Source organism: Nocardia lijiangensis NBRC 108240 (assembly GCF_001613045.1).
Taxonomy (GTDB): Bacteria; Actinomycetota; Actinomycetes; order Mycobacteriales; family Mycobacteriaceae; genus Nocardia; species Nocardia lijiangensis.
In genome coordinates this window covers 1-24309 of record NZ_BDBP01000079.1, presented here as the reverse complement: position 1 = coordinate 24309, position 24309 = coordinate 1, and the positions used below count along the sequence as shown (strand labels likewise).

Annotated in this window: 25 protein-coding genes; 14 read left to right on the top strand and 11 right to left on the bottom strand. The window is 67.8% G+C overall.

All coding sequences use genetic code 11. The features are described 5' to 3' along the window. The first annotated feature begins 22 nt into the window (after positions 1-22). Positions 23-178: a helix-turn-helix domain-containing protein gene (locus NL1_RS36875; protein ID WP_281180864.1), complete on the top strand. Its 156-nt coding sequence runs from the start codon at positions 23-25 to the stop codon at positions 176-178. Between the two features lie 88 nt (positions 179-266). Here NL1_RS36875 and NL1_RS36870 read toward each other — a convergent pair whose 3' ends face one another. From NL1_RS36870 to NL1_RS26855, 3 genes are all read right to left on the bottom strand, one after another. Next, positions 267-560 (bottom strand): hypothetical protein, encoded by a 294-nt coding sequence (locus tag NL1_RS36870; RefSeq protein WP_084510975.1) that lies wholly within the window; start codon positions 558-560, stop codon positions 267-269. A 124-nt stretch (positions 561-684) separates the two neighbouring features. Beyond that, complete coding sequence (locus NL1_RS26860) at positions 685-1410, bottom strand: amino acid ABC transporter ATP-binding protein (protein ID WP_067844891.1); 726 nt, start codon at positions 1408-1410, stop codon at positions 685-687. Between the two features lie 3 nt (positions 1411-1413). After that, positions 1414-3207 (bottom strand): ABC transporter substrate-binding protein/permease, encoded by a 1794-nt coding sequence (locus tag NL1_RS26855; protein ID WP_067844889.1) that lies wholly within the window; start codon positions 3205-3207, stop codon positions 1414-1416. Positions 3208-3631: 424 nt separating this feature from the next. Here NL1_RS26855 and NL1_RS26850 point away from each other — a divergent pair, with 424 nt between their 5' ends. Then, entirely contained in the window at positions 3632-4888 is a 1257-nt protein-coding gene (locus NL1_RS26850; RefSeq protein WP_067844887.1) for a cytochrome P450 family protein, read from the top strand. A gap of 24 nt (positions 4889-4912) precedes the next feature. Here NL1_RS26850 and NL1_RS26845 read toward each other — a convergent pair whose 3' ends face one another. After that, the gene (locus NL1_RS26845) at positions 4913-5707 is read right to left on the bottom strand and encodes an LLM class F420-dependent oxidoreductase (RefSeq protein ID WP_067844885.1); all 795 of its coding nucleotides are present in this window, start codon (positions 5705-5707) and stop codon (positions 4913-4915) included. Between the two features lie 238 nt (positions 5708-5945). On the opposite strand from NL1_RS26845, the gene NL1_RS26840 reads away from it, so the two are divergent. Further along, on the top strand, positions 5946-7031 hold the full coding sequence (locus NL1_RS26840; protein ID WP_067844883.1) for an ABC transporter ATP-binding protein: 1086 nt from the start codon (positions 5946-5948) through the stop codon (positions 7029-7031). Positions 7032-7182: 151 nt separating this feature from the next. Here the strand turns inward: NL1_RS26840 and NL1_RS26835 are convergent, their stop codons facing one another. Next, positions 7183-7698: a winged helix-turn-helix transcriptional regulator gene (locus tag NL1_RS26835; protein ID WP_084510974.1), complete on the bottom strand. Its 516-nt coding sequence runs from the start codon at positions 7696-7698 to the stop codon at positions 7183-7185. A gap of 98 nt (positions 7699-7796) precedes the next feature. On the opposite strand from NL1_RS26835, the gene NL1_RS26830 reads away from it, so the two are divergent. Beyond that, positions 7797-8966, top strand: a complete 1170-nt coding sequence (locus NL1_RS26830; RefSeq protein ID WP_067844881.1) for a thiolase family protein — start codon at positions 7797-7799, stop codon at positions 8964-8966. Between the two features lie 284 nt (positions 8967-9250). Here NL1_RS26830 and NL1_RS26825 read toward each other — a convergent pair whose 3' ends face one another. After that, positions 9251-9553 carry a hypothetical protein gene (locus NL1_RS26825; RefSeq protein WP_067844879.1) on the bottom strand — a complete coding sequence of 101 codons (303 nt, stop codon included), beginning with the start codon at positions 9551-9553 and terminating at the stop codon, positions 9251-9253. A gap of 243 nt (positions 9554-9796) precedes the next feature. On the opposite strand from NL1_RS26825, the gene NL1_RS26820 reads away from it, so the two are divergent. Both NL1_RS26820 and NL1_RS26815 read left to right on the top strand, forming a co-directional pair. After that, positions 9797-10768 (top strand): o-succinylbenzoate synthase, encoded by a 972-nt coding sequence (locus NL1_RS26820; protein ID WP_067844878.1) that lies wholly within the window; start codon positions 9797-9799, stop codon positions 10766-10768. Positions 10769-10933: 165 nt separating this feature from the next. After that, positions 10934-11182, top strand: coding sequence for a hypothetical protein (locus tag NL1_RS26815; RefSeq protein WP_067844876.1), 249 nt, complete (start codon positions 10934-10936; stop codon positions 11180-11182). Between the two features lie 23 nt (positions 11183-11205). Here NL1_RS26815 and NL1_RS26810 read toward each other — a convergent pair whose 3' ends face one another. Both NL1_RS26810 and NL1_RS26805 read right to left on the bottom strand, forming a co-directional pair. Then, positions 11206-11718 carry a TIGR04338 family metallohydrolase gene (locus tag NL1_RS26810; RefSeq protein WP_067844874.1) on the bottom strand — a complete coding sequence of 171 codons (513 nt, stop codon included), beginning with the start codon at positions 11716-11718 and terminating at the stop codon, positions 11206-11208. 52 nt (positions 11719-11770) lie between these two features. Next, positions 11771-12610: a DUF2786 domain-containing protein gene (locus tag NL1_RS26805; RefSeq protein ID WP_067844872.1), complete on the bottom strand. Its 840-nt coding sequence runs from the start codon at positions 12608-12610 to the stop codon at positions 11771-11773. Between the two features lie 218 nt (positions 12611-12828). Here NL1_RS26805 and NL1_RS26800 point away from each other — a divergent pair, with 218 nt between their 5' ends. The 6 genes from NL1_RS26800 to NL1_RS26775 all read left to right on the top strand — a co-directional run bounded on the left by NL1_RS26800 (position 12829) and on the right by NL1_RS26775 (position 20269). Beyond that, complete coding sequence (locus NL1_RS26800; protein WP_067844870.1) at positions 12829-14130, top strand: ABC transporter substrate-binding protein; 1302 nt, start codon at positions 12829-12831, stop codon at positions 14128-14130. 45 nt (positions 14131-14175) lie between these two features. Beyond that, positions 14176-15210: a carbohydrate ABC transporter permease gene (locus NL1_RS26795; RefSeq protein ID WP_084510973.1), complete on the top strand. Its 1035-nt coding sequence runs from the start codon at positions 14176-14178 to the stop codon at positions 15208-15210. Between the two features lie 116 nt (positions 15211-15326). Next, entirely contained in the window at positions 15327-16133 is an 807-nt protein-coding gene (locus tag NL1_RS26790; RefSeq protein ID WP_174553470.1) for a carbohydrate ABC transporter permease, read from the top strand. A 665-nt stretch (positions 16134-16798) separates the two neighbouring features. Then, positions 16799-19078, top strand: coding sequence for a transglycosylase domain-containing protein (locus NL1_RS26785; RefSeq protein WP_067844866.1), 2280 nt, complete (start codon positions 16799-16801; stop codon positions 19076-19078). Between the two features lie 298 nt (positions 19079-19376). Continuing rightward, entirely contained in the window at positions 19377-19835 is a 459-nt protein-coding gene (locus tag NL1_RS26780) for a GyrI-like domain-containing protein (RefSeq protein WP_067844864.1), read from the top strand. 8 nt (positions 19836-19843) lie between these two features. Beyond that, positions 19844-20269: a GyrI-like domain-containing protein gene (locus NL1_RS26775; RefSeq protein ID WP_067844862.1), complete on the top strand. Its 426-nt coding sequence runs from the start codon at positions 19844-19846 to the stop codon at positions 20267-20269. Between the two features lie 93 nt (positions 20270-20362). Here NL1_RS26775 and NL1_RS26770 read toward each other — a convergent pair whose 3' ends face one another. Then, entirely contained in the window at positions 20363-20857 is a 495-nt protein-coding gene (locus NL1_RS26770; protein ID WP_084510972.1) for a DUF3237 domain-containing protein, read from the bottom strand. A 79-nt stretch (positions 20858-20936) separates the two neighbouring features. Here NL1_RS26770 and NL1_RS26765 point away from each other — a divergent pair, with 79 nt between their 5' ends. Then, positions 20937-21602 carry a TetR/AcrR family transcriptional regulator gene (locus NL1_RS26765; protein ID WP_245673544.1) on the top strand — a complete coding sequence of 222 codons (666 nt, stop codon included), beginning with the start codon at positions 20937-20939 and terminating at the stop codon, positions 21600-21602. 99 nt (positions 21603-21701) lie between these two features. On the opposite strand, the gene NL1_RS26760 is transcribed toward NL1_RS26765, so the two are convergent. Then, positions 21702-22802 (bottom strand): inositol-3-phosphate synthase, encoded by a 1101-nt coding sequence (locus NL1_RS26760; protein ID WP_067844858.1) that lies wholly within the window; start codon positions 22800-22802, stop codon positions 21702-21704. After that, positions 22795-23352 (bottom strand): PadR family transcriptional regulator, encoded by a 558-nt coding sequence (locus NL1_RS26755; RefSeq protein WP_067844856.1) that lies wholly within the window; start codon positions 23350-23352, stop codon positions 22795-22797. Before NL1_RS26755 ends, NL1_RS26760 begins: the two co-directional genes overlap by 8 nt. Before the next feature lie 191 nt (positions 23353-23543). On the opposite strand from NL1_RS26755, the gene NL1_RS36865 reads away from it, so the two are divergent. Beyond that, positions 23544-23963 (top strand): DUF5318 domain-containing protein, encoded by a 420-nt coding sequence (locus NL1_RS36865; RefSeq protein WP_162272772.1) that lies wholly within the window; start codon positions 23544-23546, stop codon positions 23961-23963. The last annotated feature ends 346 nt before the right edge of the window (positions 23964-24309 follow it).

Below are 24309 nucleotides of genomic sequence, written 5' to 3'. Positions count from 1 at the left end.
CCCCAACTCCCGGGCACTCGGGATCACGCAGGCGGAGTTGGCGGAGCGAGCCGGGTTGAAGCAGCCTGCCGTGGCGCGATTCGAGGCAGGGGGCACCATGCCGACGATCCCCATGCTCGAGCGGTACGCGGAGGCTTTGGGGTTGCGGCTGGAGGTGCGGTTGCGGGAGGCGGGGTAGGCGTACCCCCGCCTTCGCTCCGGCCATGCGCGGATCCCGGCAGCTTTATCAGGGCTCGGGCGCGCGAGAGGTGTGACGTGGGCCGGGATCAGTGTTCGTCGTAGTGGCCGTCGTGTGGAGCGTGACGGTGGCCGTCGTGGATGTAGTCGACGTGGTCGCCGTGCGGGACGGCGACGTGGCCGCAACCCTCACCGTGCTTGTGGTCGTGGACGACTTCGGTGTGGCCGGAGGGCTCGCATTCGTCGAAGTGGCCGTCGTGGGCGCGGTGCAGGTGACCGTCGTGAACGTAGTCGACGTGGTCGCCGTGCGGCACGGCGACATGGCCGCAGCCCTCGCCGTGGGTGTGCGCGTGGCCGGAGTGCTCGGAGTGTGCTGCAGTCATCAGAAAGCCTTCTTCCATCGCGATGGACAGGTGCATCTGTGAACAGAAACACATTAGCACGTACGCATGAATGGAGATTGCTAGCTGTGCGCTACCGGCCCTCAGCGCATCGGCGAGGGAACCTTCAGAGCACCTGCGAGAGGAACTGGCGCAACCGCGGCGTCTCGGCGGCCTCGAACAGCGCGTCCGGCGTGCCGGTCTCCACCACCTGCCCTCGATCCATGAACACGATGTTGTCGGAGACGCTGCGCGCGAACCCCATCTCGTGCGTCACCACGATCATCGACATACCGCCGGACGCGAGCTCGCTCATCAGTGCGAGCACGCCCTTCACCAGCTCTGGATCCAGCGCCGAGGTGGCCTCGTCGAAGAACATGATCTCCGGCCGCATGGCCAGCGCTCGGGCGATCGCGACCCGCTGCTGCTGGCCGCCGGAGAGGTTCGCGGGACGCGCGTCGGCCTTCTCGGCGAGCCCCACGATCTCCAACTGCTCGATCGCCAGCGCCCGCGCCGCATCCTTCGACAGACCGCGCAACTTACGGGGGCCGAGCGCGATGTTGTCCGCGACGGTCTTGTGCGGAAACAGGTTGAAGTGCTGGAACACCATCCCGATGCGCTGGCGCAGCCGGTCCGGGTCCTCGCGCAGCACCGACTCGCCGTCCAGCAGCACGTCGCCGCGGTCCGGCTCGTGCAGCCGGTTGAGCACCCGCAGCAGCGTCGACTTGCCCGAACCCGAGGGTCCGATGACGGTGGTGGTCGTGCCCGCGTCGACGTGGATGTCGATACCGCGCAGCACGTGGTTGCGGCCGAGGGTCAGGTGCAGGCCGGTTCCGGTGAGAGATGCACTCATGGTTCAGCGCCCTTCGGTGATGGTGGCCTGCTCGAGTTCGTCGATCGGCTGGTCCGGCCTGCCGGTGCGCATCCGGTGGTCGATGTAGTTGACCAGGTGCGTGAGCGGGATGGTCAGCACCAGGTACATCAGGCCCGCGGCGACCAGCGGCGAGAGATTTCCGGTCTGCGCGTTGAGATCTCGGCCCACCGCGAACAGCTCGCGCTGGCTGGCCAGCAGACCGAGGAAGTAGATCAGCGAGGAATCCTTGATGAGCGCGATGAATTGGTTCATCAGCGCGGGCAGCACCCGGCGCACGCCCTGCGGGATCACCACCAGCGTCATGGCCTGCCGGTAGCCGAAGCCGATGGCGCGCGCCGCCTCCAACTGTCCCGCCTCCACGGATTGGATTCCGGAACGGAAGATTTCGCCGATGTAGGCCGAGGCCAGCAGTGCCAGCGCGATCGCGCCGAGCCAGTACGGATTGTTGCCGGTGATGTTTCGCGCCACCGGCCCGATACCGAGACCGATGAGCAGGATGATCACGACGGCGGGCAGGCCGCGGAAGATATCGGTGTAAACCCTTGCGGGCCAACGCAACCAGCGGGTGCGCGAGATTCCGGCGACCGCGAGCAGCATGCCGAGCACGGTGCCGAGCGCTCCCGAAACCAGCGCCAGGATCAGGGTGTTCGGCAATCCGGTCTTGATGAGATCGGGAAAGGCCTTGCGGTACAAGGACCAGTCGAAGAACGTGTCACGCAACTGCTCCAGCGTCGACTTCGGCGCGGTCGGCTCCTGGGCTTCGTCCGTCTGGTTTTCGGCGGCGAGCGCGGCGAAATCGGGAAGCTGCGGCGTCGGCGCGGCCTTGGAACCCGGCTTCCAGCCCGGCGGCAGCTGCCTGGGCACCCAGTCGCTGTAGAGGCGGGCGTAGGTGCCGTCCGCGATCACCGCGTCCAGGCCGCTGTTGAGCGCGTCGGTGAGCGGCTTGTTGTTCTCGTTCACCGCCCATGCGGCGAAATTGTCCAGGCTGAAGGCGTTCTGGACCACCGAGGTGCCGTCACCCGGCTTGATCGCGCCTTCGGCTTGGGCCGAGGGGGCCACCCAGGCGTCGACCTGGCCGGTCTTCAGGTTGGCGTAGGCGGTGTTGTAGTCCGGGAACTTCACCGGATCCAGGTGCAGGGTGTTCACCACGTAGTCGTCCTGCACCGTGCCCTGCACGACGGCGATCCGGGTGCCGGGCCCGAGATCGGCGAAGCTGCGGATCGGACTCCCGTCGGCCACCACTAGGGCGAAATAGCCGAAGTCGTAGCCGTTGGTGAAGCCGACCAGCTCGCGGCGGGCATCGGTGGTGGTGATGTTGGACGAGCCGACGTCGAAGCGCCCGCCCGCCACCTGCGCGAGCAGACCGGCGAACTCGGTGCCCGAGAACTGCACTTGCAGGCCGAGTTTCGCGGCCACCGCGCGCAGCAGCTCGTTGTCGAAGCCGGTGAAGGCGCCCGCGGAGTTCACGCAGATGCTCGGTGGCGCGTCCGAGAGGGTGCCCACGCTGAGCGTGCCGGGGGTGATCAGCCCGAGCTTGCTCCCGTCGATGGAGTCGAGCGGCGCCGTGTTCGCGGTGGTGTAGCGGTCCGGTCCCGCGGTGGCCGGGGAGGCCAGGTTCGTCGGCGCCGCGGACGCCGCGCTCAGCCCGGGAGGCGAGCAGAGGTCTCGGATATCGGAGGAATCGTCGCCGGAACCACAACCCGCCGCCGTCAGACCGACGGCGACCAGCATCGAGGTGATCAGGGCACGACGCCACACAGCGGGCAGACCAGCCATGGTCGAGAACCCTAGTGCGGAGACAGCGCAAATCCACAGTTACGCGCGGCGGACGCGACGAGGGTCACTCGCCACCCCTGCGGCGCACCTGTGCGAGAATCGCTCGGGAATTTGCCCCGAGTACGCGGACATTCTGCCGCCGGCGCCGTACGACCGGTCGACGCAGTGTCGCCGGTGCACTCGACTCATGGGCTTGTTCATGGTTCACACCGATCGATACTGCTCGACGTTCCACCGATGCAGCCGGCGGCCGACTTCGCCTCGGCACCACCACGATCGGACAGCGAAGAGATCCCGCTGCTACCGCTCCTCGAGGCTGCGTCGAAATCAGAACCATTCGACCTCGAAAGGACACAGGGCTAGTGAACTACCTGGATTCACGTTCGGTTTCGACCGGCTCCGCGTCGAGGACCGGGGGCACCTCATGACGACCGCCAACGAGATCATCGAGCTGACCGACGACGACTTCTACCAGGACCCGCACGCCGTCTACCGGAGTCTGCGCGAACGCGGCCCTATCCATCGGGTCCGGCTGGACGGGGTGCTGAGCTGGCTGGTCGTCGATCAGGATGTGGCCAAGCAGGCCTTCATCGAACCGAATATCAGCAAGCGGGTCACCTCGCCCGAAGGCCAGGCCGCCATAGCCAAGAACGGCGGAGCCGAGAAGTTCGCGGGCGCCGTCAACGACAACATGCTCTTCGCCGATCCGCCGCAGCACACCCGGCTACGCAGCCTGGTGGCGAAGGCGTTCGCCAGCCGCGCAGTCCGCAACCTCGGCCCCCGCATCACCGCGATCGCCGACTCGCTGCTCGATGAATTGAGCGCCAAGGAATCCGCCGACTTCATCGACGACTACGCGTTCCCGCTGCCGATCATGGTGATCTGCGAGCTGCTCGGCGTGGCGGACGACGACAAGGACGACTTCCGCGCCTGGACCGAAGTCGTGGTCGACGAATCGGCCAGCGTCGAGGAACGCACCAGCGCCGGGATCAGCTTCTTCACCTACCTCACCGAACTGATCGCCATGCGTACCGACAACCCCCGCGAGGACCTGCTCTCGGCGCTGATCATCGCCAAGGACGACAACGACCGGCTCGATCAGCAGGAACTCATCTCGATGCTGTTCCTGCTGCTGGCCGCCGGGCACGAGACCACCGTCAATCTGATCGGCAACACGGTACTCGAACTGCTACGCGATCCCGCCGCGGCCGAGCGACTGCGCGCGGACCCGACCGGCGTCCCCGCCTACGTCGAGGAGATCCTGCGCTGCCAGGGTCCGGTGCACATGGCGACGGCCCGGTTCACCACCGCGCCGATCACATTGGGCGGTCGGGAGATCGACGCGGGCGAGTTCATCATGATCTCGCTGGCGGCTGCCAACCGCGATCCGCAGCGGTTCGCGGCCCCGGACGAGGTCGACGCCGAACGCACCGACAACAGGCACATCGCGTTCGGCCACGGCATCCACTACTGCGTCGGCGCGGCGTTGGCTCGGATGGAGGCCACCATCGCTCTCACCCGGCTGCTCGACCGCATCCCCGCGATGTCGCTCGACGGCGGTTTCGACGAGCTGAGCTGGCGCAAGAGCCTGCTGATCCGCGGTCTCGCCGCACTGCCGGTCCGCCTGTCGCTGCCCGTCGAGGGGGCAGCGGACGGCGAGCTTCAGTACTCGGCGAACTGACCGCGGTGGAACCCGGAACAGGGCTCAGGCCAAGCCGGTGACCTGTTCCGGGTTCACCTCGTCGCGCCAGCGGATGGCCCGCTCGAGTTCGCCGAAGTCGTAGTCGGGGCCGCTCACGCCGACGGTGAACAGACCGACCCCCTGCTCGATGAACGCGGGCGCCTGCTCCGCGCCCGGCCACGGCACCGAACGCTCGATGCGCGATGGGTCGGCGCCGACGGTAGCGGCATGCTCGGCGAGAACCTCGTTCTTGTGCCGCAGCGAGCGGAGGTCGGCGAAGCTGTGCCAGATGTCGGCGTACTCGGCGACCAGGCGCAGCGTCTTGCGCTCGCCACCTCCGCCGATCAGGAGCGGGATATCGCGAGTGGGTTGCGGATTCAGCTTCTTCAGCCGCGCGGTCAGCCGCGGCAAGCTCTCTTTGAGCAGATTCAATCGGCTGCCCGCCGTGCCGAATTCGTAGCCGTACTCGTGATAGTCCTTCTGGAACCAGCCCGCGCCGATGCCGAGGATCAGCCTGCCGTCGCTGATGTGATCGACGGTGCGGGCCATGTCGGCGAGCAGTTCCGGATTCCGGTACCCGCCGCCGGTGACCAACGCGCCGATCTCCACCCGCTCGGTCTGCTCGGCGAACGCGGCGAGCATGGTCCAGCACTCGAAGTGCGCGCCCACCGGGTCACCGCTGAGCGGATAGAAATGATCCCAGTTGAACACGATGTCGACACCGGCATCCTCGGCCCGCCGCACGGCATCGCGAATCAAGCCGTACTTGGGGGCGTGCTGCGGCTGCAGCTGGACTCCGATCCGAATCGGCCGACTCATCACATGCCCTCCTCGTCGCTCGCTGATCCCCGCGATCGAGGCTACCGGCGCGCGGGGGATCCGGCCCGGTGAAACGTTCGCCGTGGTGTGGTGCGGCCGCGGCCGTCGGGGCGGACTCGGCGCGCGGGGGGCGGCGGCCCGATACCATCGTCCGGACCGTCCGCGCGCCGCGTGCGACGGTGAGCCCTCTACTCGGATCGTCCGGCACGTTCCTGCCGGTGAAGGGATGTGATCTGCCGTGGCAACGGTGACCTTCGAGCGCGCAACGCGCCTGTATCCCGGCGCGACCAAACCCGCCGTCGACCAGCTGGATCTGGAGATCGCCGATGGTGAGTTCCTGGTCTTGGTCGGCCCGTCCGGCTGCGGGAAGTCCACCTCGCTGCGGATGCTGGCCGGGCTGGAGGAGGTGAACGGCGGGCGCATCCTGATCGGCGCCAACGACGTCACCCACGCGGAGCCGAAGGAACGCGATATCGCGATGGTGTTCCAGAACTACGCGCTCTACCCGCACATGACGGTGGCCGAGAACATGGGCTTCGCGCTCAAGCTGGCCAAGGTGGCCAAGGCGGAGAAGGACCAGCGCGTGCGGGAAGCCGCCAAGCTGCTCGACCTGGAGCCCTACCTGGACCGCAAGCCGAAGGCGCTGTCCGGCGGTCAGCGTCAGCGCGTGGCGATGGGCCGGGCGATCGTGCGTCAGCCGCAGGTGTTCCTCATGGACGAGCCGCTGTCGAACCTGGACGCCAAGCTGCGCGTGCAGACCCGCACCCAGATCGCCCAGCTGCAGCGCAGGCTCGGCACCACGACGGTGTACGTCACGCACGACCAGGTCGAGGCGATGACCATGGGCGACCGCGTCGCGGTGCTCAAGGACGGTCTGCTCCAGCAATGCGCGACGCCGCGCGACCTGTACCGCGACCCGGCCAACGCGTTCGTCGCCGGCTTCATGGGCTCGCCCGCCATGAACATGTTCACGCTGCCGGTGACCAACGGCGCGGTGGCGCTGGGCGGGCACGCGCTGCCGGTGCCGCGTTCGGTGTCCGACGCCGCCGAGGGCAAGGTCGTGGTCGGCATCCGCCCCGAACACTTCGAGCTCGGCAACGGCGCGGGCATCGAGATGGAGGTGGACGTGGTGGAGGAACTCGGCTCCGACGCCTACATCTACGGCCGCACCATCGCCGAGGGACAACTGAACGGCGCGGGGGAATCCATTGTGGCGCGGGCCGATTGGCGTAACCCGCCCGCGAAGGGCACCCGCCTGAAGCTGTCCACCTCATCGGAGCACACGTACTTCTTCTCCGCCGCCGACGGCCGCCGGCTGGACTGAGTCGGCGGAGACCTCGCAGAGGCTTCACACGCTTCGCAGCCCGTGTATTTGCTGCGAAGCGTGTGGAAGCTCTGCGAGGTTCCGGTTCTCGTCGGGTTGCCAGGTTCCTGCTGGCCAGGAACGCAAACCGAGCCGGTGGGTTGCGCCGGTTCTACTCCGAGCGTTCGTTTCTCTTGCGCAGGTAGTTCTCGTTTACTCGAATTCCCAGCTCTTCCAACTCGATCTCTTTGCCTGTCGCGCTCCGCACTTCGACGCGCACCGGCGCGCCCGTCGCCTCCTCGACCAGCAGCAGCGGGGCCGGGCCCGGTTGGAGGTAGGCGTCGCCCCATTGCATGAGGGCTAGGACCGCGGGGAGAAGATCGCGGCCCATAGGTGTGAGCACGTACTCGTTGCGCGTGCGTTTGCCTTCTTCCTGATAGGGCTGCTTGGCGAGCAGGCCCGCCGCGGTGAGTTTGCGCAGCTGGGCGGCCGCGGCTGCGTCCGTGATGCCGACCCGGTCGGCGAAGCCGTCGAAGCGACGGGTGCCGTAGTAGGCCTCGCGCAGGATCAGGATGGCCGAGCGTGTGCCGATGAGATCCATTGCCTTGGCGATGGAGCAGTCGACGGCCTGCCACGAACTGAGATCGGCCAAGGGTCCTTCCATCACGGCTGCCATGACGCACATCATATCCACTACTGACTTGAGTCGACTATATCTAGGCGTTAACCTGACTATAAGCCAATAGAGCCAGGGCGCAGAAGCCCCGGTCAGAGGGAGGATCCGCCATGAGAGACGCGGTGATCGTCGAAGCGGTGCGCACGCCGATCGGCAGGGGCAAGCCGAACGGAGCGCTGCACAACGTCCACGCGGTGGACCTGCTCGCGCACAGCCTGCGCGAGGTGGTCGAGCGCAGCGGCATCGATCCGGCGCTGATCGACGACGTGATCGGCGGTGTGGTCACGCAGGTCGGCGAGCAGGGCGCGAACGTGACACGGCGGGCGGCGCTGGCCGCGGGCTACCCCGAATCGGTGCCCGCGACGACGGTGGACCGGCAGTGCGGCAGCTCCCAGCAGGCCATCCATTTCGCCGCCCAAGGCGTGATCGCGGGCGCCTACGACATCGTGGTGGCCGCGGGTGTCGAGTCCATGGGCCGAATTCCGATGGGCGCCAACCTCATCGGCTCCGAGGACGTCTCGGGTGTCGCGTTCGCCGAACGCTACCCGGAAGGTCTGGTACCGCAGGGCATCAGCGCCGAACTCATCGCCGCGAAATGGGGCCTGACCCGCACCCAGCTCGACGAGTTCGCGCTGGCCAGCCACGAAAAGGCCGCGCAGGCAACGAAGAACGGCCAGTTCGCCGCCGAACTCGCGCCGATCAACGGGCTGACCACCGACGAGGGCATCCGCGTGGGCAGCACCCTCGACACCCTCGCCGGACTGCGGCCCGCCTACTACGACCCGGCCATGGCCGAACGCTTCCCGCAGATCGGCTGGCAGATCACCGCCGCAAGCGCCAGCCAGGTCAGCGACGGCAGCGCCGCGGTGCTGATCATGACCAGCGAACGCGCCGAACAGCTCGGCCTGCGCCCGCTCGCCCGCCTGCACAGCTTCGCCGTCGCGGGCGACGACCCGCTCATGATGCTCACCGCGGTCATCCCCGCGACCCGAAAGGTGTTGCAGCGCGCTGGTCTTCAGCTCTCCGACATCGACCTCGTCGAGATCAACGAGGCGTTCTCGCCGGTGGTGCTGGCCTGGGCGCAGGACACCGGAGCCGACCTGTCGAAGGTGAACGTCAACGGTGGCGCAATCGCCATCGGCCACCCGCTCGGCGCCTCCGGCGCCCGCCTGATGACCACCCTCGTGCACGCCATGCAAGACCGCGGCGCCCGCTACGGCCTGCAAACCATGTGCGAGGCAGGCGGACTCGCCAACGCGACCATCCTCGAGCGGTTGTGAACCAGTGGGGCGCCCGGCCCACGCCACTGGGCGCCCCACACTGGATTGGCGTTGAGCACCCAATCACACCAGCTCGAACCGAGCGCTGAGAACCAGCACGAATCGAGCCGAGCCCCAGAGCCCCACATAGAAGAGCCCTGGCCCACGGACACCCGCGGCCGGGATACGTCGCTGTTGATCGACACGAGGCGACCGCCTCGATACAGCCCGCGTGTCACGATCAGCGCACCCCGGCCCGCACGGGTACGCGCGGATGTCGGAGGAGCCATCGAGTCGAGCCCAGCTCAAACAGAACCCAGCACCAGCGCCACAAGGCATCCGAGCAGCCACGACTCGATGATCAGCGGGACGGCCACCAGCGGCGTCCACCCAATTGTCCTGCGCGTCCGCACCTTCGACACCACCAGCATCGCCGCCACCACGCCCGCCGCGACGATTCCTGTCCACGCGATGCCGTAGGCGACCGGCAGGTACGAGCTACCGCCGTCCTCGCCGAGAAACTCGTACAGCGGAATGAGAAGGGCGGCCGCCCAACCGAATCCGAGGGCCAGGACGGTTGCGAGGACAGCCCGGGTCAAGTCCGCCAATCGCCTCGACACCGCCGACCTCATATGTCCAGGATGCCCGCGCCTTGGGCCGCGCAGCCATGGAACCGCACGCCGACCAGTGCACCACTCGGGTGTCCGCCGAGCGCGGCCGGTTGGTCGGCACGTGCTCGGATACGCGGCTGCCGAAGCCGGTCTCGGCGACCCCCGACCGGCGACCCGGTCGGATTCCAGCTCCGAACTCATCCATCGGACCTCGGACCGCTCCCCGTAGGCTGACGAACGATGACTGCCGACACCTTCCCCGAGCCCGTCGTCTACGCGATTCCGCTGCGCACGCGGTTTCGCGGGATCACCGTGCGGGAGGGGATGCTGATTCCGGGGCCGTTGGGGTGGGGGGAGTTCTGTCCGTTTCTCGAGTACGACGATCGGGAGGCGGCGCCATGGCTCGCGACGGCGGTGGAGCAGGCGACGGTCGGGTGGCCGGAACCGGTGCGGGAGCGGATACCGATCAATTGCACGGTGCCCGCGGTCGATCCGGAGCGGGCGCATCGGATCGTCAGCGCCTCGGGGTGCCGCACGGCGAAGGTGAAGGTCGCCGACCATCCCGATTCCCTCGGCGAGGATTTGGCGCGGGTCGAGGCGGTCCGCGACGCGCTCGGGCCGGACGGCGGGATTCGAGTGGACGCCAACGCGGTGTGGGATGTGGACACCGCAATCGCCCACATCGTCCGGATCGACCGCGCCGCAGGCGGTTTGGAGTATGTCGAGCAACCGTGCCGCACCATCGAGGAACTCGCCGCAGTGCGCAAGAAGGTCGACGTGCGCATCGCCGCCGACGAATCCATCCGGCGTGCCGAGGATCCGCTGCGCGTCGCCGTGGCGGGGGCAGCCGATGTGGCCGTGCTCAAATGCACACCGCTGGGCGGTGTTCGGCGCGCGCTGGAGGTCGCCGCGGCGGCCGGACTGCCCTGCGTGGTCTCTTCTGCGCTGGAGACCAGCGTCGGCCTCGGCGCACAACTCGCGCTGGCAGGCGCGCTCGCCGAACTCGACTTCGCGTGCGGACTAGGAACGATTTCCCTCTTCGAGGGTGACGTGGTGGCCGAATCCCTGCGCCCGGTGGACGGCCTTCTCCCCATACCGCGCACCCCCCTGACGCCCGACCCGGTGCTCCTCAACCGCTACCGCCACCCTGACCCCGATCGCGTCGTCTGGTGGCGCGCCCGTTACGAGCGAGTGCGCGCCCTGCTCGCCTAGAAGGCCTGCACACCCACACACCCTCCACCTGGCCTCACTTCGACACAGGCCCTGACTGAATCGAAGGGTGTCGGCGGTCTGTCAGCGCGCTGTCAGCGGCGGCGGTCATTGTCTTTCTTGTCAGCCGGAGACACCGACTCCGGCCTCAGCACAAGGAGCAGAACAATGTCGAACAACACCCTCTCGAACCTGGTCGGCGCCCGCATGGACAGCGCCATCGCGAAGGCCGATCAGCGGATGATCGCGGCGGAGGCAGCGCAGCAGCGGGCAGGCCTGCGTATCGAGGAGGCCAAGGGTTTCGTCCGGCCGACCAAGCAGGAGATCGCGCAGGTGCGGGACGAGGCGCGGGCGCAGGGCAAGCAGCTGGCCGACGACCTGCGGGCGCGCGGCGCCGCGCTGAAGGCCGCGCGATAGACCGTGGGCGGCGGGATCGGCAGCTAGCCGAATTGGATGCCGCAGCCGAGCATTGCACCGCGGAGCACGAAGGCCGCCTCGGGTCCGATGACGCCGTCTACCAATTCCAGGTAGCGGGTGCAGAATTCAGGGCCGTGCGGGGCGACCTCGCCGGGGGCGGGCTCCAGATGGTGGGCCAGTTCGTGCAAGACGACAAGTTCACGCAGAGCCCACGCGGTGCCGCCGGTGTGCAGCGGCACCGCGAGGACCGCGTCGGCCGCCTCGTAGTGAGCGGCGGTCGCTCCGGCACGCGACCGCACCCGAACCGGCACTACGGCTCTATCCCATTGGGCCCGAACCCAATTGAGGGTGAGCACTTTTTCAGCATAGGTCTGCACGGACGCCACCGAGGCGAAACGGCGTTCGATGGGCAGGGTGATGTGGGAGCCGTACATTTCGACGGTGCGGTTGCCGTGCTCGTCGGCGCGATCGAACATGCCGCGGACCAGCTGTTCGGCGTCGTACACCTTGGCGCGCTGGGTATCTCGCACACTCATCGCACCATGCTCCCGGGCGTCATCCGCCGGCGATGCCACCACACGAAAGGACTCACCCGCCGGAGGTCAATTGGCCGCGCGCCCCGCCCAGTTCGGGCGACGTGCCCAATCGCGCCGCCTGCCCCGCCCGATCTCCCGCGTGCCGGGCCGCGGCCGAGTGCCCGGCGGAGGCCTGCGGCCCGCGCCACGTCCCACGCGCCTCCGAGGTGCGGCCGTAGAAGTCGGTGAGCTCCAGTTCCTTGTCGCGCAGCGCGAGCGCCGTCCCGGCCGCCGCCGTCTCCGGCGCCACCGCCTCGGCTTCGACCTCCGACTTCACCTCGGCGAGCCGCCGCCCGATCCGTGCCGCGAAGGCCATCTGGAAATTCAGCCTGGCCGTCACGGGAGCCGCGGGCGCCTGCACCCGCCGCCGCACCGTGCGTCCCCAGCGCTTCTCGCTGACGATCTTCTCGACGGTCGCCGACCGGTACTGCCCCGATTTGATGTAGTGATCGGACGCACGCACCATCTGCACGAGCAGGCTGGCGTAGAGCGCCTCGCAGGTGTCGATATCGGTGTCGAAGCCGTAGGCGTAGACCTGGGTGGAGGTGCGGGCAACATCGCAGCGCACGTCGTTGGCGTGCGCAATCGCGACGAACAGCTGCACGTAGGTGCGCAGTCCCTTCTTACCCGGCTCGCCGATCGGAATGACCCGCTGCACCGGCGTCGGCCTGCGCTCGCGCCCCGCGACGTGCGCCCGCGCCACCGCGAGATCGATCGAGGAGCGGGTGGCCAACCGCTGCGCCGCGGCGAGGAAGGCCTCCGCCTCGTGCTCGTTGTCGGTCGCTTCGGCCTTGCGCAGCAGACCGCCGATGCGTGTGAGCATCCGATCGGGAACCGCGTTCGGCGAAGTCATCGGCAGCCAGGGTAACGGCACGTCCCGACACGGTTCGTGGTGAGCTCGGGCGCGCAGTCGGCCGAGCGGCGCCGCGCAATCGGCCCATCGTGCCCGGCGACGGACGACCTGGCCTTCTCGACCGCTCTTCGGGCGTGGCGGATGAACACCATGTATCTTCCGTTGTGCAACCGGCAGGGTGTGCTGCTGCTCACGTCGTACCCATGGAGTGTTCGCAAATGGCTTTGAAGAAGGTGTCGACCCTACGTTCGTCGCTCGTACCGCGGGCCGCGCTGGCGGCTGCCTCGGTCGCGCTGCTGGCGGCGACCTTCACCAGCGCGTGCTCCAGCGACAGCGGCGGCAACCCGACCACCCAGAACCTCGACGGCCGCGGCCCGATCACCTACGTCGAGGGCAAGGACACCACCGAGACCGGTGTCGTCAAGCAGCTCATCGAGCGCTGGAACGCCTCGCACCCCGACGAGCAGGTGACGTTCAAGGAGCAGTCGAACGACGCCTCGCAGCAGTACGACGACCTGGTCGAGCACATGCGCTCCAAGCAGTCCACCTACGACGTGGTCGCCCTCGACGTGCCGTGGACCGCCGAGTTCGCGGCCAAGGGCTGGATCCAGCCGTTGAAGGACTCCTTCGCCATCGACACCTCGACGCTGCTCTCCCCGCCGGTCGCCAGCGCCACCTACAACAACACGCTCTACGCCGCGCCGCGCAACACCAACGGCGGTCTGCTGTTCTACCGCAAGGACCTGGTCCCGAACCCGCCGAAGACCTGGGGCGAGATGCTCAGCCAGTGTCCGGTGGCGCGTGACAACAACATCGGCTGCTACGCCGGGCAGTTCGCGCCCTACGAGGGTCTGACGGTGAACACCTCCGAGGTGATCAACGGCTTCGGCGGCACCTTCGTCGGCGCCGACGGCAAGACCCCGACCGTGGACAGCCCGCAGGCCCGCGCCGGCCTCAACACCCTGGTCACCGCCTACAACAACGGCGACATCCCCAAAGAGGCCATCACCTTCAAGGAGCCCGAGTCGGCGAGCGCCTTCACCCAGGGCAAGCTGATGTTCCTGCGCGCCTGGCCCTCCACCTTCGGTGACGCGGGCGCCGAGTCCTCGCAGGTGCGGGACAAGTTCGCGGTCGCGCCGCTGCCCGGCGAGAACGGCGTCGGCGCCTCGACGCTCGGCGGCTACAACGCGGCCATCAGCGCGTTCTCCAAGAACAAGGCCACCGCGCTGGACTTCCTGCGCTTCCTGATCAGCGAGGACGCCCAGCACATCATCGCCTCCGGCGCCCTGCCCTCGGTGCGCGCCTCGCTGTACGACGACCCGGCGCTGATCGCCAAGATGCCGTACCTGCCCGCGCTCAAGGAGTCGATCGCCAGCGCGGTGCCGCGCCCGGTGACCCCCTTCTACCCGGCGGTGTCGAAGGCGATCCAGGACAACGCCTATGCTGCCCTGACCGGAACCAAGTCCGTCGACGACGCGATTGTCGGGATGCAGAAAGGCATCGAGACCGCAGGATCGTAAGGGTTTACGCAACGGACCCGACCAACCCGTAGGAGAGAGATAACGGTGTCGGATCCTTCGGGAACGGCCACACGCGTGCCGAGCGACGAATTCCTTCCGCGCAAGCGCGGTTTCGGTGCGAGCCTGGCCTGGGAGCTGCGCCGCTCCGGCAAAGCGTGGGTCTTCGTGGCGCCGGTGCTCATCGCGCTGGCGGTCGTCATCGGCTACCCGGTGGCGCGCGCGCTGTACATGTCCTTTCAGAAGGACCCCGGGCTCGACCCGAGCACGGGCATGTTCGTGGAGGGCGGCAGCGCCGGATTCTCGAACTACACGCACTGGCTCTTGCAGCAGTGCAGCCTGCCGACCGGCGAGACCATCGCCTGCCCCACCGGCAACCTGGGCTCGCAGTTCTGGATGGCCATCGGCGTCACGCTGTTCTTCACCGTGATCACGGTCGCGCTGGAGGCAAGCATCGGCCTCGGCATGGCGATCGTCATGGGCAAGAGCTTCAAGGGCCGGGCGCTGCTGCGCGCGGCGGTGCTCATCCCGTGGGCCATCCCGACCGCTGTGACGGCGCGCCTGTGGGAGTTCATGTTCCAGTACGACGGCGTGGTGAACCGAGTGCTCGGCACGCACATTCTGTGGACATCGGACCCCTGGGCCGCGCGGTTCGCGGTGATCGCCGCCGACGTCTGGAAGACGACGCCGTTCATGGCGCTGCTGCTGCTCGCCGGCCTGCAGGTGATCCCCAACGACGTGTACGAGGCCGCCAAGGTCGACGGCGCCTCGGCCTGGCAGCGGTTCACCCAGATCACCCTGCCGCTGCTCAAACCCGCACTCCTGGTCGCGATCCTGTTCCGCACCATGGACGCGCTGCGCATGTACGACCTGCCCGCCATCATGACGCTGAACAACCCGTCGACCCGCACGGTGTCGATCCTGGTCGTCGACCAGGTGCGCCAGGGACCGAACAGCGCCGCGGCGCTGTCCACCATCACCTTCCTGCTGATCTTCGCCGTGGCCTTCGTGCTGGTGAAGATCCTCGGCGCCAATGCCGTCCGCACCCAGGAAGCCCAGCGTGAGGGGACGGTGCGAGCATGACGACGAGCGACCGGGTGCGCACCGGCGAGACAGTTGGAGACGCGCCGATGACGAAGACGAGCGAACCGGCCATCGCGCAGCAGACGCCGTGGACCAAGCGGTTCGGTTCGGCGCGCATGTACCTCGGCGTGCTCGTCGTGCTGGTATGGGGGCTCGGACCGTTCTACTGGATGGCCGTCACCGCGTTCCGCGATCCGGACTACACCTTCGACAGCACGCCGTGGCCGACGCACGTGACGCTGGAGAACTTCCGCAACGCGTTCGACACCAGCCGCGGCAACAACTTCGGCCAAGCCCTGCTGAACAGCGTCATCATCGGCGCGTGCACCACGGTGATCGCGCTGGTGATCGGCATCTTCGCCGCGTACGCGCTGGCCAGGCTGACCTTCCGTGGCAAGTACGTGGTGGCCGGGCTGATCCTGAGCGCGTCGATGTTCCCGGTGGTCGTGCTGGTGACGCCGCTGTTCCAGCTGTTCACCAACATCGGCTGGATCGGCCAATACCAGGCGATGATCATTCCGAACATCTCGTTCGTGCTGCCGATGACCGTCTACATCCTCGCCTCGTTCTTCACCGAACTGCCGTGGGAGCTGGAAGAGGCGGCCCGCATCGACGGCGCGACCAAGATGCAGGCGTTCCGGCTGGTGATGCTGCCGCTGGCCGCGCCCGCGGTGTTCACCACCGCCATCCTGGCCTTCATCGCCGCGGTGAACGAGTACCTGCTGGCCCGCCTGCTCTCCAGCGACGCGACCGAGCCGGTCACCGTCGCGATCGCCCGCTTCTCCGGCAACGACCCGCTGGTGCAGCCCTATGGCGCGATCATGGCGGCGGGCACGATCGTCACGATCCCGCTGGTGATCATGGTGCTGGTGTTCCAGCGCCGCATCATCTCCGGTCTGACCGCGGGCGGCGTCAAGAGCTGAGTTTTTGGCGCGCTGGCGCGCGCGGGTTCGCGGCTGTGTTTATGGCGCGCTGGTGCGCGCGTGTTCGCGGCCTTTATGTCTCGCTTCCCAGCGGTCGAGACTCGCGACTGCGTCGCATGCGCTTCGACCGCTGGGAAGCGAGACGGCCGCGAACGGTCGCTCGTCGGGCTCGCTCCGGGCGGGGTCGGTGGGGAGGGAATGTTGCGTGGGGTCCCGGCATTGCAGGGGTGGTGCGTGCGATCGAGAGACGGAACGGGGGCTGCCCCGCGGCAGTGAGATGACCGCGGGCCACGGTGACGTAGGGCGGGTGCAGAAATACGTCTCGCTCTGGAACGGGGTGGGATGTTGCGTGGGGTCCCGGCATTGCAGGGGTGGTGCGTGCGATTGGGAGACGGAACGGGGGCATGCCCGCGGCGGCGAGATCACCCCGGGCCACGGTGACGTGGGACGGGCAGCGGTGATAGATCTCGTTCCGGGCGGGGCTGGAGGTCTCGTGCGGTTGGTGGCTTCAGGGGCTTGGGGATGGGGCGCGGGTTACTTTGCCTAAGAAGCGGAATGGTGTGGACTTCGTAGGGCGTCTGCCGGGGGCTGCGGGGTAGAGTCCGGTCATAGCTCGGTTCGATCGTTGTCAGTGCAGGTGGGTTTGACCGACGCTCCGGGAGGAGATGATCGTGAGCTCGATCGGCAAGCGACGTGGGAAACGCAACGCCAGGAGCAAGCCATCGTCGCCGCTGCACGCCTCCGTCGCGGGCTTCACCGCACGACGCAGACCACCGCGGCCCCGCGATCGAAATGCGCTCACACCTGGGAAATCCGGCGCCGAGACGACACCGACACTAAATCACGACCGACCTCCGCGCAGCCGCGCCGAACGCTTCCGCCGGCTCGCGCTCGCCCTGTTCATCCTGTTCGTCGCTACACCCTCGCTACTTTTCGTGCTGGTCTACTGGAGCGCCGAGATTCCGGATCCGACTGCCGTGCAGACGAATCAGATCGCCACCATCCTGGCCTCCGACGGCACCACGGTAATCGCCAAAGTGGTACCGCCGGACGGTAATCGGACTCCGGTGCCGCTGTCCCAGGTACCCGAGCCGGTCCGCAATGCGGTGCTCTCCGCCGAAGACCGCGATTTCTACACCAATCCCGGCTATTCGACGTCGGGCTTCCTGCGCGCGGGCCGGGACAACCTGCTCGGCAAGGACAACGCGGGCGGCGGCTCGACCATCACCCAGCAGTACGTGAAGAACGCCTTCCTCGGCTCGGAGCGCACCCTGACCCGCAAGATGCGCGAGCTGATCATCGCGGCCAAGATGGCAAGGCAGTGGAGCAAGGACGACATCCTCGCCGCCTATCTCAACACCATCTTCTACGGGCGCGGCTCCTACGGCATCGCCGCGGCGTCCAAGGCCTACTTCGACAAGCCGCCCGCGCAGCTGACGCTCGCCGAGGGCGCGGTGCTGGCGGCCCTCATCCGCACACCCTCGATCCTGGACCCCGAAACACACCTGCCGGACCTGAAGGCCCGCTGGCAGTATGTGCTCGACGGCATGGTCGAGATGGGCGTACTCGCGCCGGGTGATCGGGACGCGACCGTCTTCCCACGGATCGTGCCGATCGTCGACCTTCCCGATCAGGACGCCGCCCGCGGCCCGGAAGGCCTGATCCGCACCCAGGTGCTGCGCGAGCTACGCGCCTCGGGCATCAGCGAGCGCGAACTCAACACCGGCGCACTGCAGATCACCACCACCATCGATGCCAGGGCCCAGCAGGCCGCGCTCACCGCCCTGCAAGACAGGCTCGGCCCCCAGCCGCCGTACCTGCGCGGCGCGGTGGTGTCGATCGATCCGCGCTCCGGCGCGGTGCGCGCCTACTACGGCGGCGAGGACGGCATCGGCTACGACTTCGCGCAGGCTCCGCTGCAGACCGGCTCGGCGTTCAAGGTGTTCGCGGTGATCGCCGCCCAGCAGCAGAGCATCCCGTTGACGCGCGTGCTGGACAGTTCGCCGTTGTCCGATCGCGGCACCAGGATCACCAATGTGGACGGCGAATCCTGCGGCAAGTGCAGCATGGCCGAGTCGCTGAAGCGCTCGCTGAACACCAGCTTCTACCGGCTGACCATGTCGATGTTCGACGGTCCTCAGGCGATCGCGGATGCCGCGCACAAGGCGGGCATCCCGGAGGAGATCCCCGGCGTGGCGGGCAAGACGCTCTCCGAGGACGGCGGCAGCCCGCTCAACGGCATCGTGCTCGGCCAGTATCTCGTGCGCCCGATCGACATGGCCTCGGCGTACGCCACCATCGCGGCCTCGGGCATGTACCACCAGCCGTACTTCGTGCAGCGGGTGGTGGCCGGCGACGGTCGGGTGCTGCTCGACCGCGGCGCGCCCGAGCAGCAGGTGGGCGACCAGCTGCCACCCGGCGAGCAGCGCATCAAACCGGCTGTCGCGCAGAACACCATCGCCGCGATGATGCCGATCGCCGCCTACTCCAACGGGCATGCGCTGGCGGACAACCGGCCGTCGGCCGCCAAGACCGGCACGACCCAGCTGGGCACGTCCGACGAGAACAAGGACGCCTGGATGATCGGTTTCACACCGTCGCTGTCCACCGCGGTGTGGATCGGCAGCGAGCAGTCGCAGCCGATTCACACCGCACGGGGCGCGGACATCTACGGTTCGGGCCTGCCCGCCGACATCTGGAAGCAGATGATGGACGACGCGTTGGCGGGCACGCCGGTCGAGCAGTTCCCCACCGCGCCCGCGGGCGGGCCGTTCGGCGGGAACCAGCAGAAGCCCTCGGGCAATCCCTACGACATCCTGAACCCGAACCCGCCGCAACAACAGGAACAACCGCAGGAGCCCTCGATCGCCATTCCGCCCGCGCCGCCGGAGCCGCCGAGGCAGGTGGAGATCTTCCCGGGACTGAGCGTTCCGGTGCCGCGGTGACCCATTCGTCCGCTCCGATAACTATGCCCCACACCATGTTGAATCGATCTTGTGACCTAGCGCGCCTCCGGGGAACGCATGACATGGCAGCATCGTTTTGCCAGAGTGAGAGCGCGGCCGAGCGACGCCGAGCAGAACCAGGGGCGACGCCCGTCCCACGGTGCGGATGCGGAAGGATATGCGCTCGAGCGACGACGGCAGCGGCGCGAGCGACTGGACACAGGCGGTAGCCTGGCGGACCACAGAGGGCCCGGAAGCGCCGCCAATTGAAAACAGACTAGACATAGGGGCTACGCCGGTGGATTTCAATGTCGTTGACCGTCCTGAGACGCTGGTGGCGGGCACAGTACTTCGCAGCCCGGCGCTCGCGGTCGAGGGGCCGCGCCGTGCGAAGGTGGAGGAAGCGTGGAAGCGCATCCTCTCGCGTCGCCTGCCTGGCCCGCCGACCACCGCCTATGTCGACCACGCGCCGGAGATCAACTCGTATCTGACTCACATCGTCGGCTACCGCTGCCGCAGCATCGACGATCTGTTGCCTGGCGACGTGCTCGCCAGGGTGCCCGCGGGCCGCTTCGCTCGGTTCATCGCCAGCGGCGACGATCTCGGCGATACGATCGTCAGCATTTGGCGGGCGGTGTGGGACGCCGAGGCGGCGGGCCGGTTGGTGCGCTCCTACTCCGGCGACTGGGAGCACTATCCCGACAACCGCACCGCCGAGGTCTTCGTGGCGCTGGCCGACGAACCGAGCGACGGGTAGGACAGACTGTGGATTTCGAGATCGTCACCCTGGACGAAAGCCTGGTCGCCGGACTGACCGTCCCGCTGGCCGGCCGCGAGGTGGCCGCGCGCGACCTCGACCTGGTGAATTTCACCTGGGATCGCTACCTCGCCAGGGAAAAGAACGTGCCGCGCGTCGCGGCCTACATCGGCCAGAACGACCACGCCGTCGCCGTCCTCGGCTACGAGGTGGGTTCGCTGGGCGAGCTGGACCAGGGCGATGTGGTGACCCGCATCCCGCAGGGCCGCTACGCGAAGTTCGTCGTCTCCGACAAGCCCTACGACCTGCTGCGCACCGCATGGGCGCAGGTCGCCAAGGCCGAGAGCGCGGGCATCATCACCCGCTCGCACACCGCCGAGATCGAGCGCTACACCGGCCCGGCCTCGGTCGAGGTCTACGTCTCGCTGGACTGAACCGGCTTCGACGCGGCGTGTCCGCGGCCCGTCGTGATCGGGTCGCGGGCACGCCGCTCGCGGAATCCGGCCGACACCTCTGTCGGCCGCCCCTCACATGACGCGCGAGACCTGGTACGCGACCCCACCCTCGATCAGATATCCCGAGCCGACGCAGACGATGTCGTTCAACCAGGCGTACTGCTTCGCACCGGTCTCGAACAGGGGGGCCGTGCGCCAGTAGTACTCGGCAGGGTCGACCTGACGACTCTTGACCGGGTCGGCGATGTCCTCGCGTAGTTCGGGCGGGACGATCCAGCGCCCCCCGTAAGTCATGTGCACCAGTGCGCCGTCGTGTGTGCGGAGCGTGAGCCGGACATCCAACGCCATCCCTCCGTCGGAACGGAACAACGCCCAGTCACCGCCACCGGGGAGCACCTCCCCGCGTAGCTCGGGGCCCGCGAACGACCCGCCCGCCGCGCCGAAATAGACGCGCTTGCCGAGCGGGCCGTCACCGATGGTCAGCCGCGGGGCCAAATCGACCGCCATATCGAAGAGGTGCGTCGTCGCGATCTCGTCGACGGCCTTCAAGCGTGCGTCCGACCTCATGTCATCACCTGTGCGAGTAGTCATAAACTAAACGTACGACCTATCGTACGTTTGAACAAGGCATGGCATGATGAAGACGATGAGCGAACTCGAGCAGCAGCACAGCGCACGCGGTGACTTCCGTTCGCCCGAACGACCGGAGCGGGTGATCACCGATCAGCGCCTCCTGCGCGGCGCGCAGACCAGGCGCACCATCGCTCGCCATGCCGTCGACGTCGCCTCCCTCGAAGGGCTCAACGGACTCAGCCTCGGCAGGCTGGCTACCGATCTCGGGCTCAGCAAAAGCGGCGTCCAGACGCTGTTCGGGACGAAAGAAAACCTGCAACTCGCCGCGATCGACTGCGCGCGCGAGCAATTCATCGATGCGGTCGTGCGACCCGCCCGCGGCGCGCCGCACGGTACGGCGCGACTGCGCGCGCTGATCGAACACTGGATCGGCTACGCCGCGGAACCGCTGTTTCCCGGCGGTTGTTTCCGAGCGGCGAACATCGCCGACTTCGACAGCAGACCGGGCCCGGTACGGGACGCGCTCGTGCGCGATCAGACAGCGTGGGTCGATCTGCTCGCGAACGAGCTGCGCAGGGCGGCGGACGCAGGCGAGATCGCCGAACTCGACGCCGATTTCGCCGCATTCCAAATCGACGCGGTCCTGTGCGCCGCGAACACGGCGATGCGCCTCGGCGACGATGACGCCGTACAGAAGGTGCGTCGGGTGGTCGAAGGATTCCTCACGCCCCCACGCTGACTCTCCGCGGAGTTCGCCTGCGGCACAACGGCTCCCGAAAACGGCAAAGCCGGTCGGAGAGCATCTCTCCGACCGGCTTCCCTCATCGACGAGTAGGACTTACTCCGCGCCGATGATGAACGCTTCCAGCTGCGTGCGGGCGACGTCGTCCGCGAGCTGCTTCGGCGGGGACTTCATCAGGTAGGCCGAGGCCGGGATGACGGGTCCGCCCAGGCCGCGGTCCAGGGCGATCTTGGCCGCGCGCACCGCGTCGATGATGATGCCCGCCGAGTTGGGCGAGTCCCACACCTCGAGCTTGTACTCCAGGTTCAGCGGCACGTCGCCGAAGGCGCGACCCTCGAGGCGCACGTAGGCCCACTTGCGGTCGTCGAGCCAGCCGACGTGGTCGGACGGGCCGATGTGCACGTCGTTGGCGCCCAGCTCCTTCTTCAGGTTGCTGGTGACGGCCTGGGTCTTGGAGATCTTCTTCGACTCCAGGCGCTCGCGCTCGAGCATGTTCTTGAAGTCCATGTTGCCGCCGACGTTGAGCTGCATGGTGCGGTCGAGCTGCACGCCGCGGTCCTCGAACAGCTTGGCCATCACGCGGTGGGTGATGGTCGCGCCGACCTGGCTCTTGATGTCGTCGCCGACGATCGGGATGCCCGCGTCCACGAACTTCTGCGCCCACACCGGGTCGGAGGCGATGAACACCGGGAGCGCGTTGACGAAGGCGACGCCCGCGTCGATGGCGCACTGGGCGTAGAACTTGTCCGCCTCTTCCGAACCCACCGGCAGGTAGGACACCAGGACGTCGACCTTCGCGTCCTTCAGGGCCTTCACCACGTCGACCGGCTCGGCCTCGGAGAGCTCGATGGTCTGCGCGTAGTACTTGCCGATGCCGTCGAGCGTCGGGCCGCGCTGCACGACCACGTCGGTCGGGGGCACGTCGGAGATCTTGATGGTGTTGTTCTCGCTGGCGAAGATCGCCTCGGCCAGGTCGAAGCCGACCTTCTTGGCGTCCACGTCGAACGCGGCGACGAACTTGACGTCGCGGACGTGGTACCGGCCGAACTTGACGTGCATCAGACCGGGCACGGTCGAGGTCTCGTCCGCGTCCTTGTAGTACTGCACGCCCTGGACCAAGGAGGAGGCGCAGTTGCCCACGCCCACGATGGCCACGCGAACTTCGGTGGCGTTCTCAGCCGTATTGATGTCACTCATGGCCGATGGTTCCCTCTTTCTGTGGTGCCGCCTTCGTTGATTGCTCCGCCGCAATCAACTCGTTGAGCCAGCGCACTTCGCGCTCGCTTGATTCCAGACCGAGTTGGTGGAGCTGGCGGGTGTAGCGATCCAGCGACCCACTGGCCCGTTTGATCGCTTCCCGCAATCCCTCTCGGCGCTCCTCGACCTGCCGGCGCCTGCCCTCCAGGATCCGCATCCGCGCTTCCGCGGGAGTGCGGCTGAAGAACGCCAGGTGGACGCCGAAGCCGTCGTCGGTGTAGTTCTGCGGGCCGGTGTCGGCGAGGAGCTCGGTGAAACGCTCCCGCCCTGTCGGCGTCAGTTGATAGACCCGCCGCGCACGGCGCATGGTGACGCCCGCGACGTTCTCCTCCGCGATCAGCCCGTCCGCCTGCATGCGCCGCAGCGTCGGATAGAGCGACCCGTAGGAGAAGGCACGAAACGGCCCGAGCAGACCCGTCAGCCGCTTGCGCAGCTCGTAACCGTGCATGGGCGCTTCGAGGAGCAGCCCGAGGATTGCCAGCTCGAGCATCGGGCGTCACCCCCTGACTGTTGTGCAGACCTAACCGATGGATGCGACTTCCGAGTATATCGCGCCGATATAACCGAGCACAGTGGGCACGGAAGCGAAGTGCCCCCGGGTCGCGAATCAACGCCCGGTGCGGGCGAAGTCAGCCGAGCGGAGCGAGGCGTCTTCGCCCGCACCCCGCTACTCTGGTTGGCGTGCGAATTCAGCGGCAGGTGGTCGACTATGCGCTCCGGCGCCGGTCGCTGCTGGCTGACGTCTATGCGGGCCGGGTCGATGTCGCCGAGGTATGTGATGCAAATCCCTATCTCCTGCGTGCGGCGAAGTTCCACGGCCGGGGGAGCGAGGTCACGTGCCCTATCTGCCGGAAAGAACAGCTCACCCTCGTATCCTGGGTCTACGGCGACGGCCTCGGACCGGTGGCTGGTTCGGCTCGCACACCAGAGGAGCTGACGCGCCTCGCCGAGACTCGCGAGGAGTTCTCGGTGCATGTCGTCGAGGTATGCCGGAGCTGCAGCTGGAATCATCTGGTGCAGTCCTATGTGCTCGGCAATGCCCCGGCGCCCACGCGTCGCCGTACGGGTACGCGAGCGAACCGACGTACCGCCGCCGAGTGATGTGCCTGGTCATCTGCCAGTCGGGTGACATGCGGAGCCTGCACGTGTCCGCCGCGGTGCCCGTGACCGCACCGAGCCAGCCTGACCGATACGAGTTATGGAGATCTTGTCAGTGAATTCGCCTTACGAGACTTCCCCCTACGGCGATGAACCGCACGGCGGCCGTACTCAGCGAAGTTCACATCCGGCTCCGAACCCGACTCCAGGACAGCGCCAAGCGCCCCCACCAGGTTTTCGTCCGATGCCGCCCCCGGGCGGTCCGCGCCCGGGCGGCCAGCAGGGCGGCCCGCGTCCCGGCGGACCCCAGGGCGGGCCCAATGGCGGACCGCGCGGTCCGCAGCCGCCG

Excerpts from the sequence above, each read along its gene's own strand:
- NL1_RS26765 (WP_245673544.1), top strand. The coding sequence starts at position 20,937 with ATGAGCGAACTCGAGCAGCAGCACAGCGCACGCGGTGACTTCCGTTCG.
- NL1_RS26790 (WP_174553470.1), top strand. The coding sequence starts at position 15,327 with ATGTACCTCGGCGTGCTCGTCGTGCTGGTATGGGGGCTCGGACCGTTC.
- NL1_RS26805 (WP_067844872.1), bottom strand. The coding sequence starts at position 12,610 with ATGACTTCGCCGAACGCGGTTCCCGATCGGATGCTCACACGCATCGGC.
- NL1_RS26800 (WP_067844870.1), top strand. The coding sequence starts at position 12,829 with ATGGCTTTGAAGAAGGTGTCGACCCTACGTTCGTCGCTCGTACCGCGG.
- NL1_RS26770 (WP_084510972.1), bottom strand. The coding sequence starts at position 20,857 with ATGAGGTCGGACGCACGCTTGAAGGCCGTCGACGAGATCGCGACGACG.
- NL1_RS26810 (WP_067844874.1), bottom strand. The coding sequence starts at position 11,718 with ATGAGTGTGCGAGATACCCAGCGCGCCAAGGTGTACGACGCCGAACAG.
- NL1_RS26860 (WP_067844891.1), bottom strand. The coding sequence starts at position 1,410 with ATGAGTGCATCTCTCACCGGAACCGGCCTGCACCTGACCCTCGGCCGC.
- NL1_RS36870 (WP_084510975.1), bottom strand. The coding sequence starts at position 560 with ATGACTGCAGCACACTCCGAGCACTCCGGCCACGCGCACACCCACGGC.
- NL1_RS26815 (WP_067844876.1), top strand. The coding sequence starts at position 10,934 with ATGTCGAACAACACCCTCTCGAACCTGGTCGGCGCCCGCATGGACAGC.
- NL1_RS26785 (WP_067844866.1), top strand. The coding sequence starts at position 16,799 with ATGATCGTGAGCTCGATCGGCAAGCGACGTGGGAAACGCAACGCCAGG.
- NL1_RS26755 (WP_067844856.1), bottom strand. The coding sequence starts at position 23,352 with ATGCTCGAGCTGGCAATCCTCGGGCTGCTCCTCGAAGCGCCCATGCAC.
- NL1_RS26820 (WP_067844878.1), top strand. The coding sequence starts at position 9,797 with ATGACTGCCGACACCTTCCCCGAGCCCGTCGTCTACGCGATTCCGCTG.
- NL1_RS26845 (WP_067844885.1), bottom strand. The coding sequence starts at position 5,707 with ATGAGTCGGCCGATTCGGATCGGAGTCCAGCTGCAGCCGCAGCACGCC.
- NL1_RS26760 (WP_067844858.1), bottom strand. The coding sequence starts at position 22,802 with ATGAGTGACATCAATACGGCTGAGAACGCCACCGAAGTTCGCGTGGCC.
- NL1_RS26850 (WP_067844887.1), top strand. The coding sequence starts at position 3,632 with ATGACGACCGCCAACGAGATCATCGAGCTGACCGACGACGACTTCTAC.
- NL1_RS26855 (WP_067844889.1), bottom strand. The coding sequence starts at position 3,207 with ATGGCTGGTCTGCCCGCTGTGTGGCGTCGTGCCCTGATCACCTCGATG.
- NL1_RS26835 (WP_084510974.1), bottom strand. The coding sequence starts at position 7,698 with ATGATGTGCGTCATGGCAGCCGTGATGGAAGGACCCTTGGCCGATCTC.
- NL1_RS26830 (WP_067844881.1), top strand. The coding sequence starts at position 7,797 with ATGAGAGACGCGGTGATCGTCGAAGCGGTGCGCACGCCGATCGGCAGG.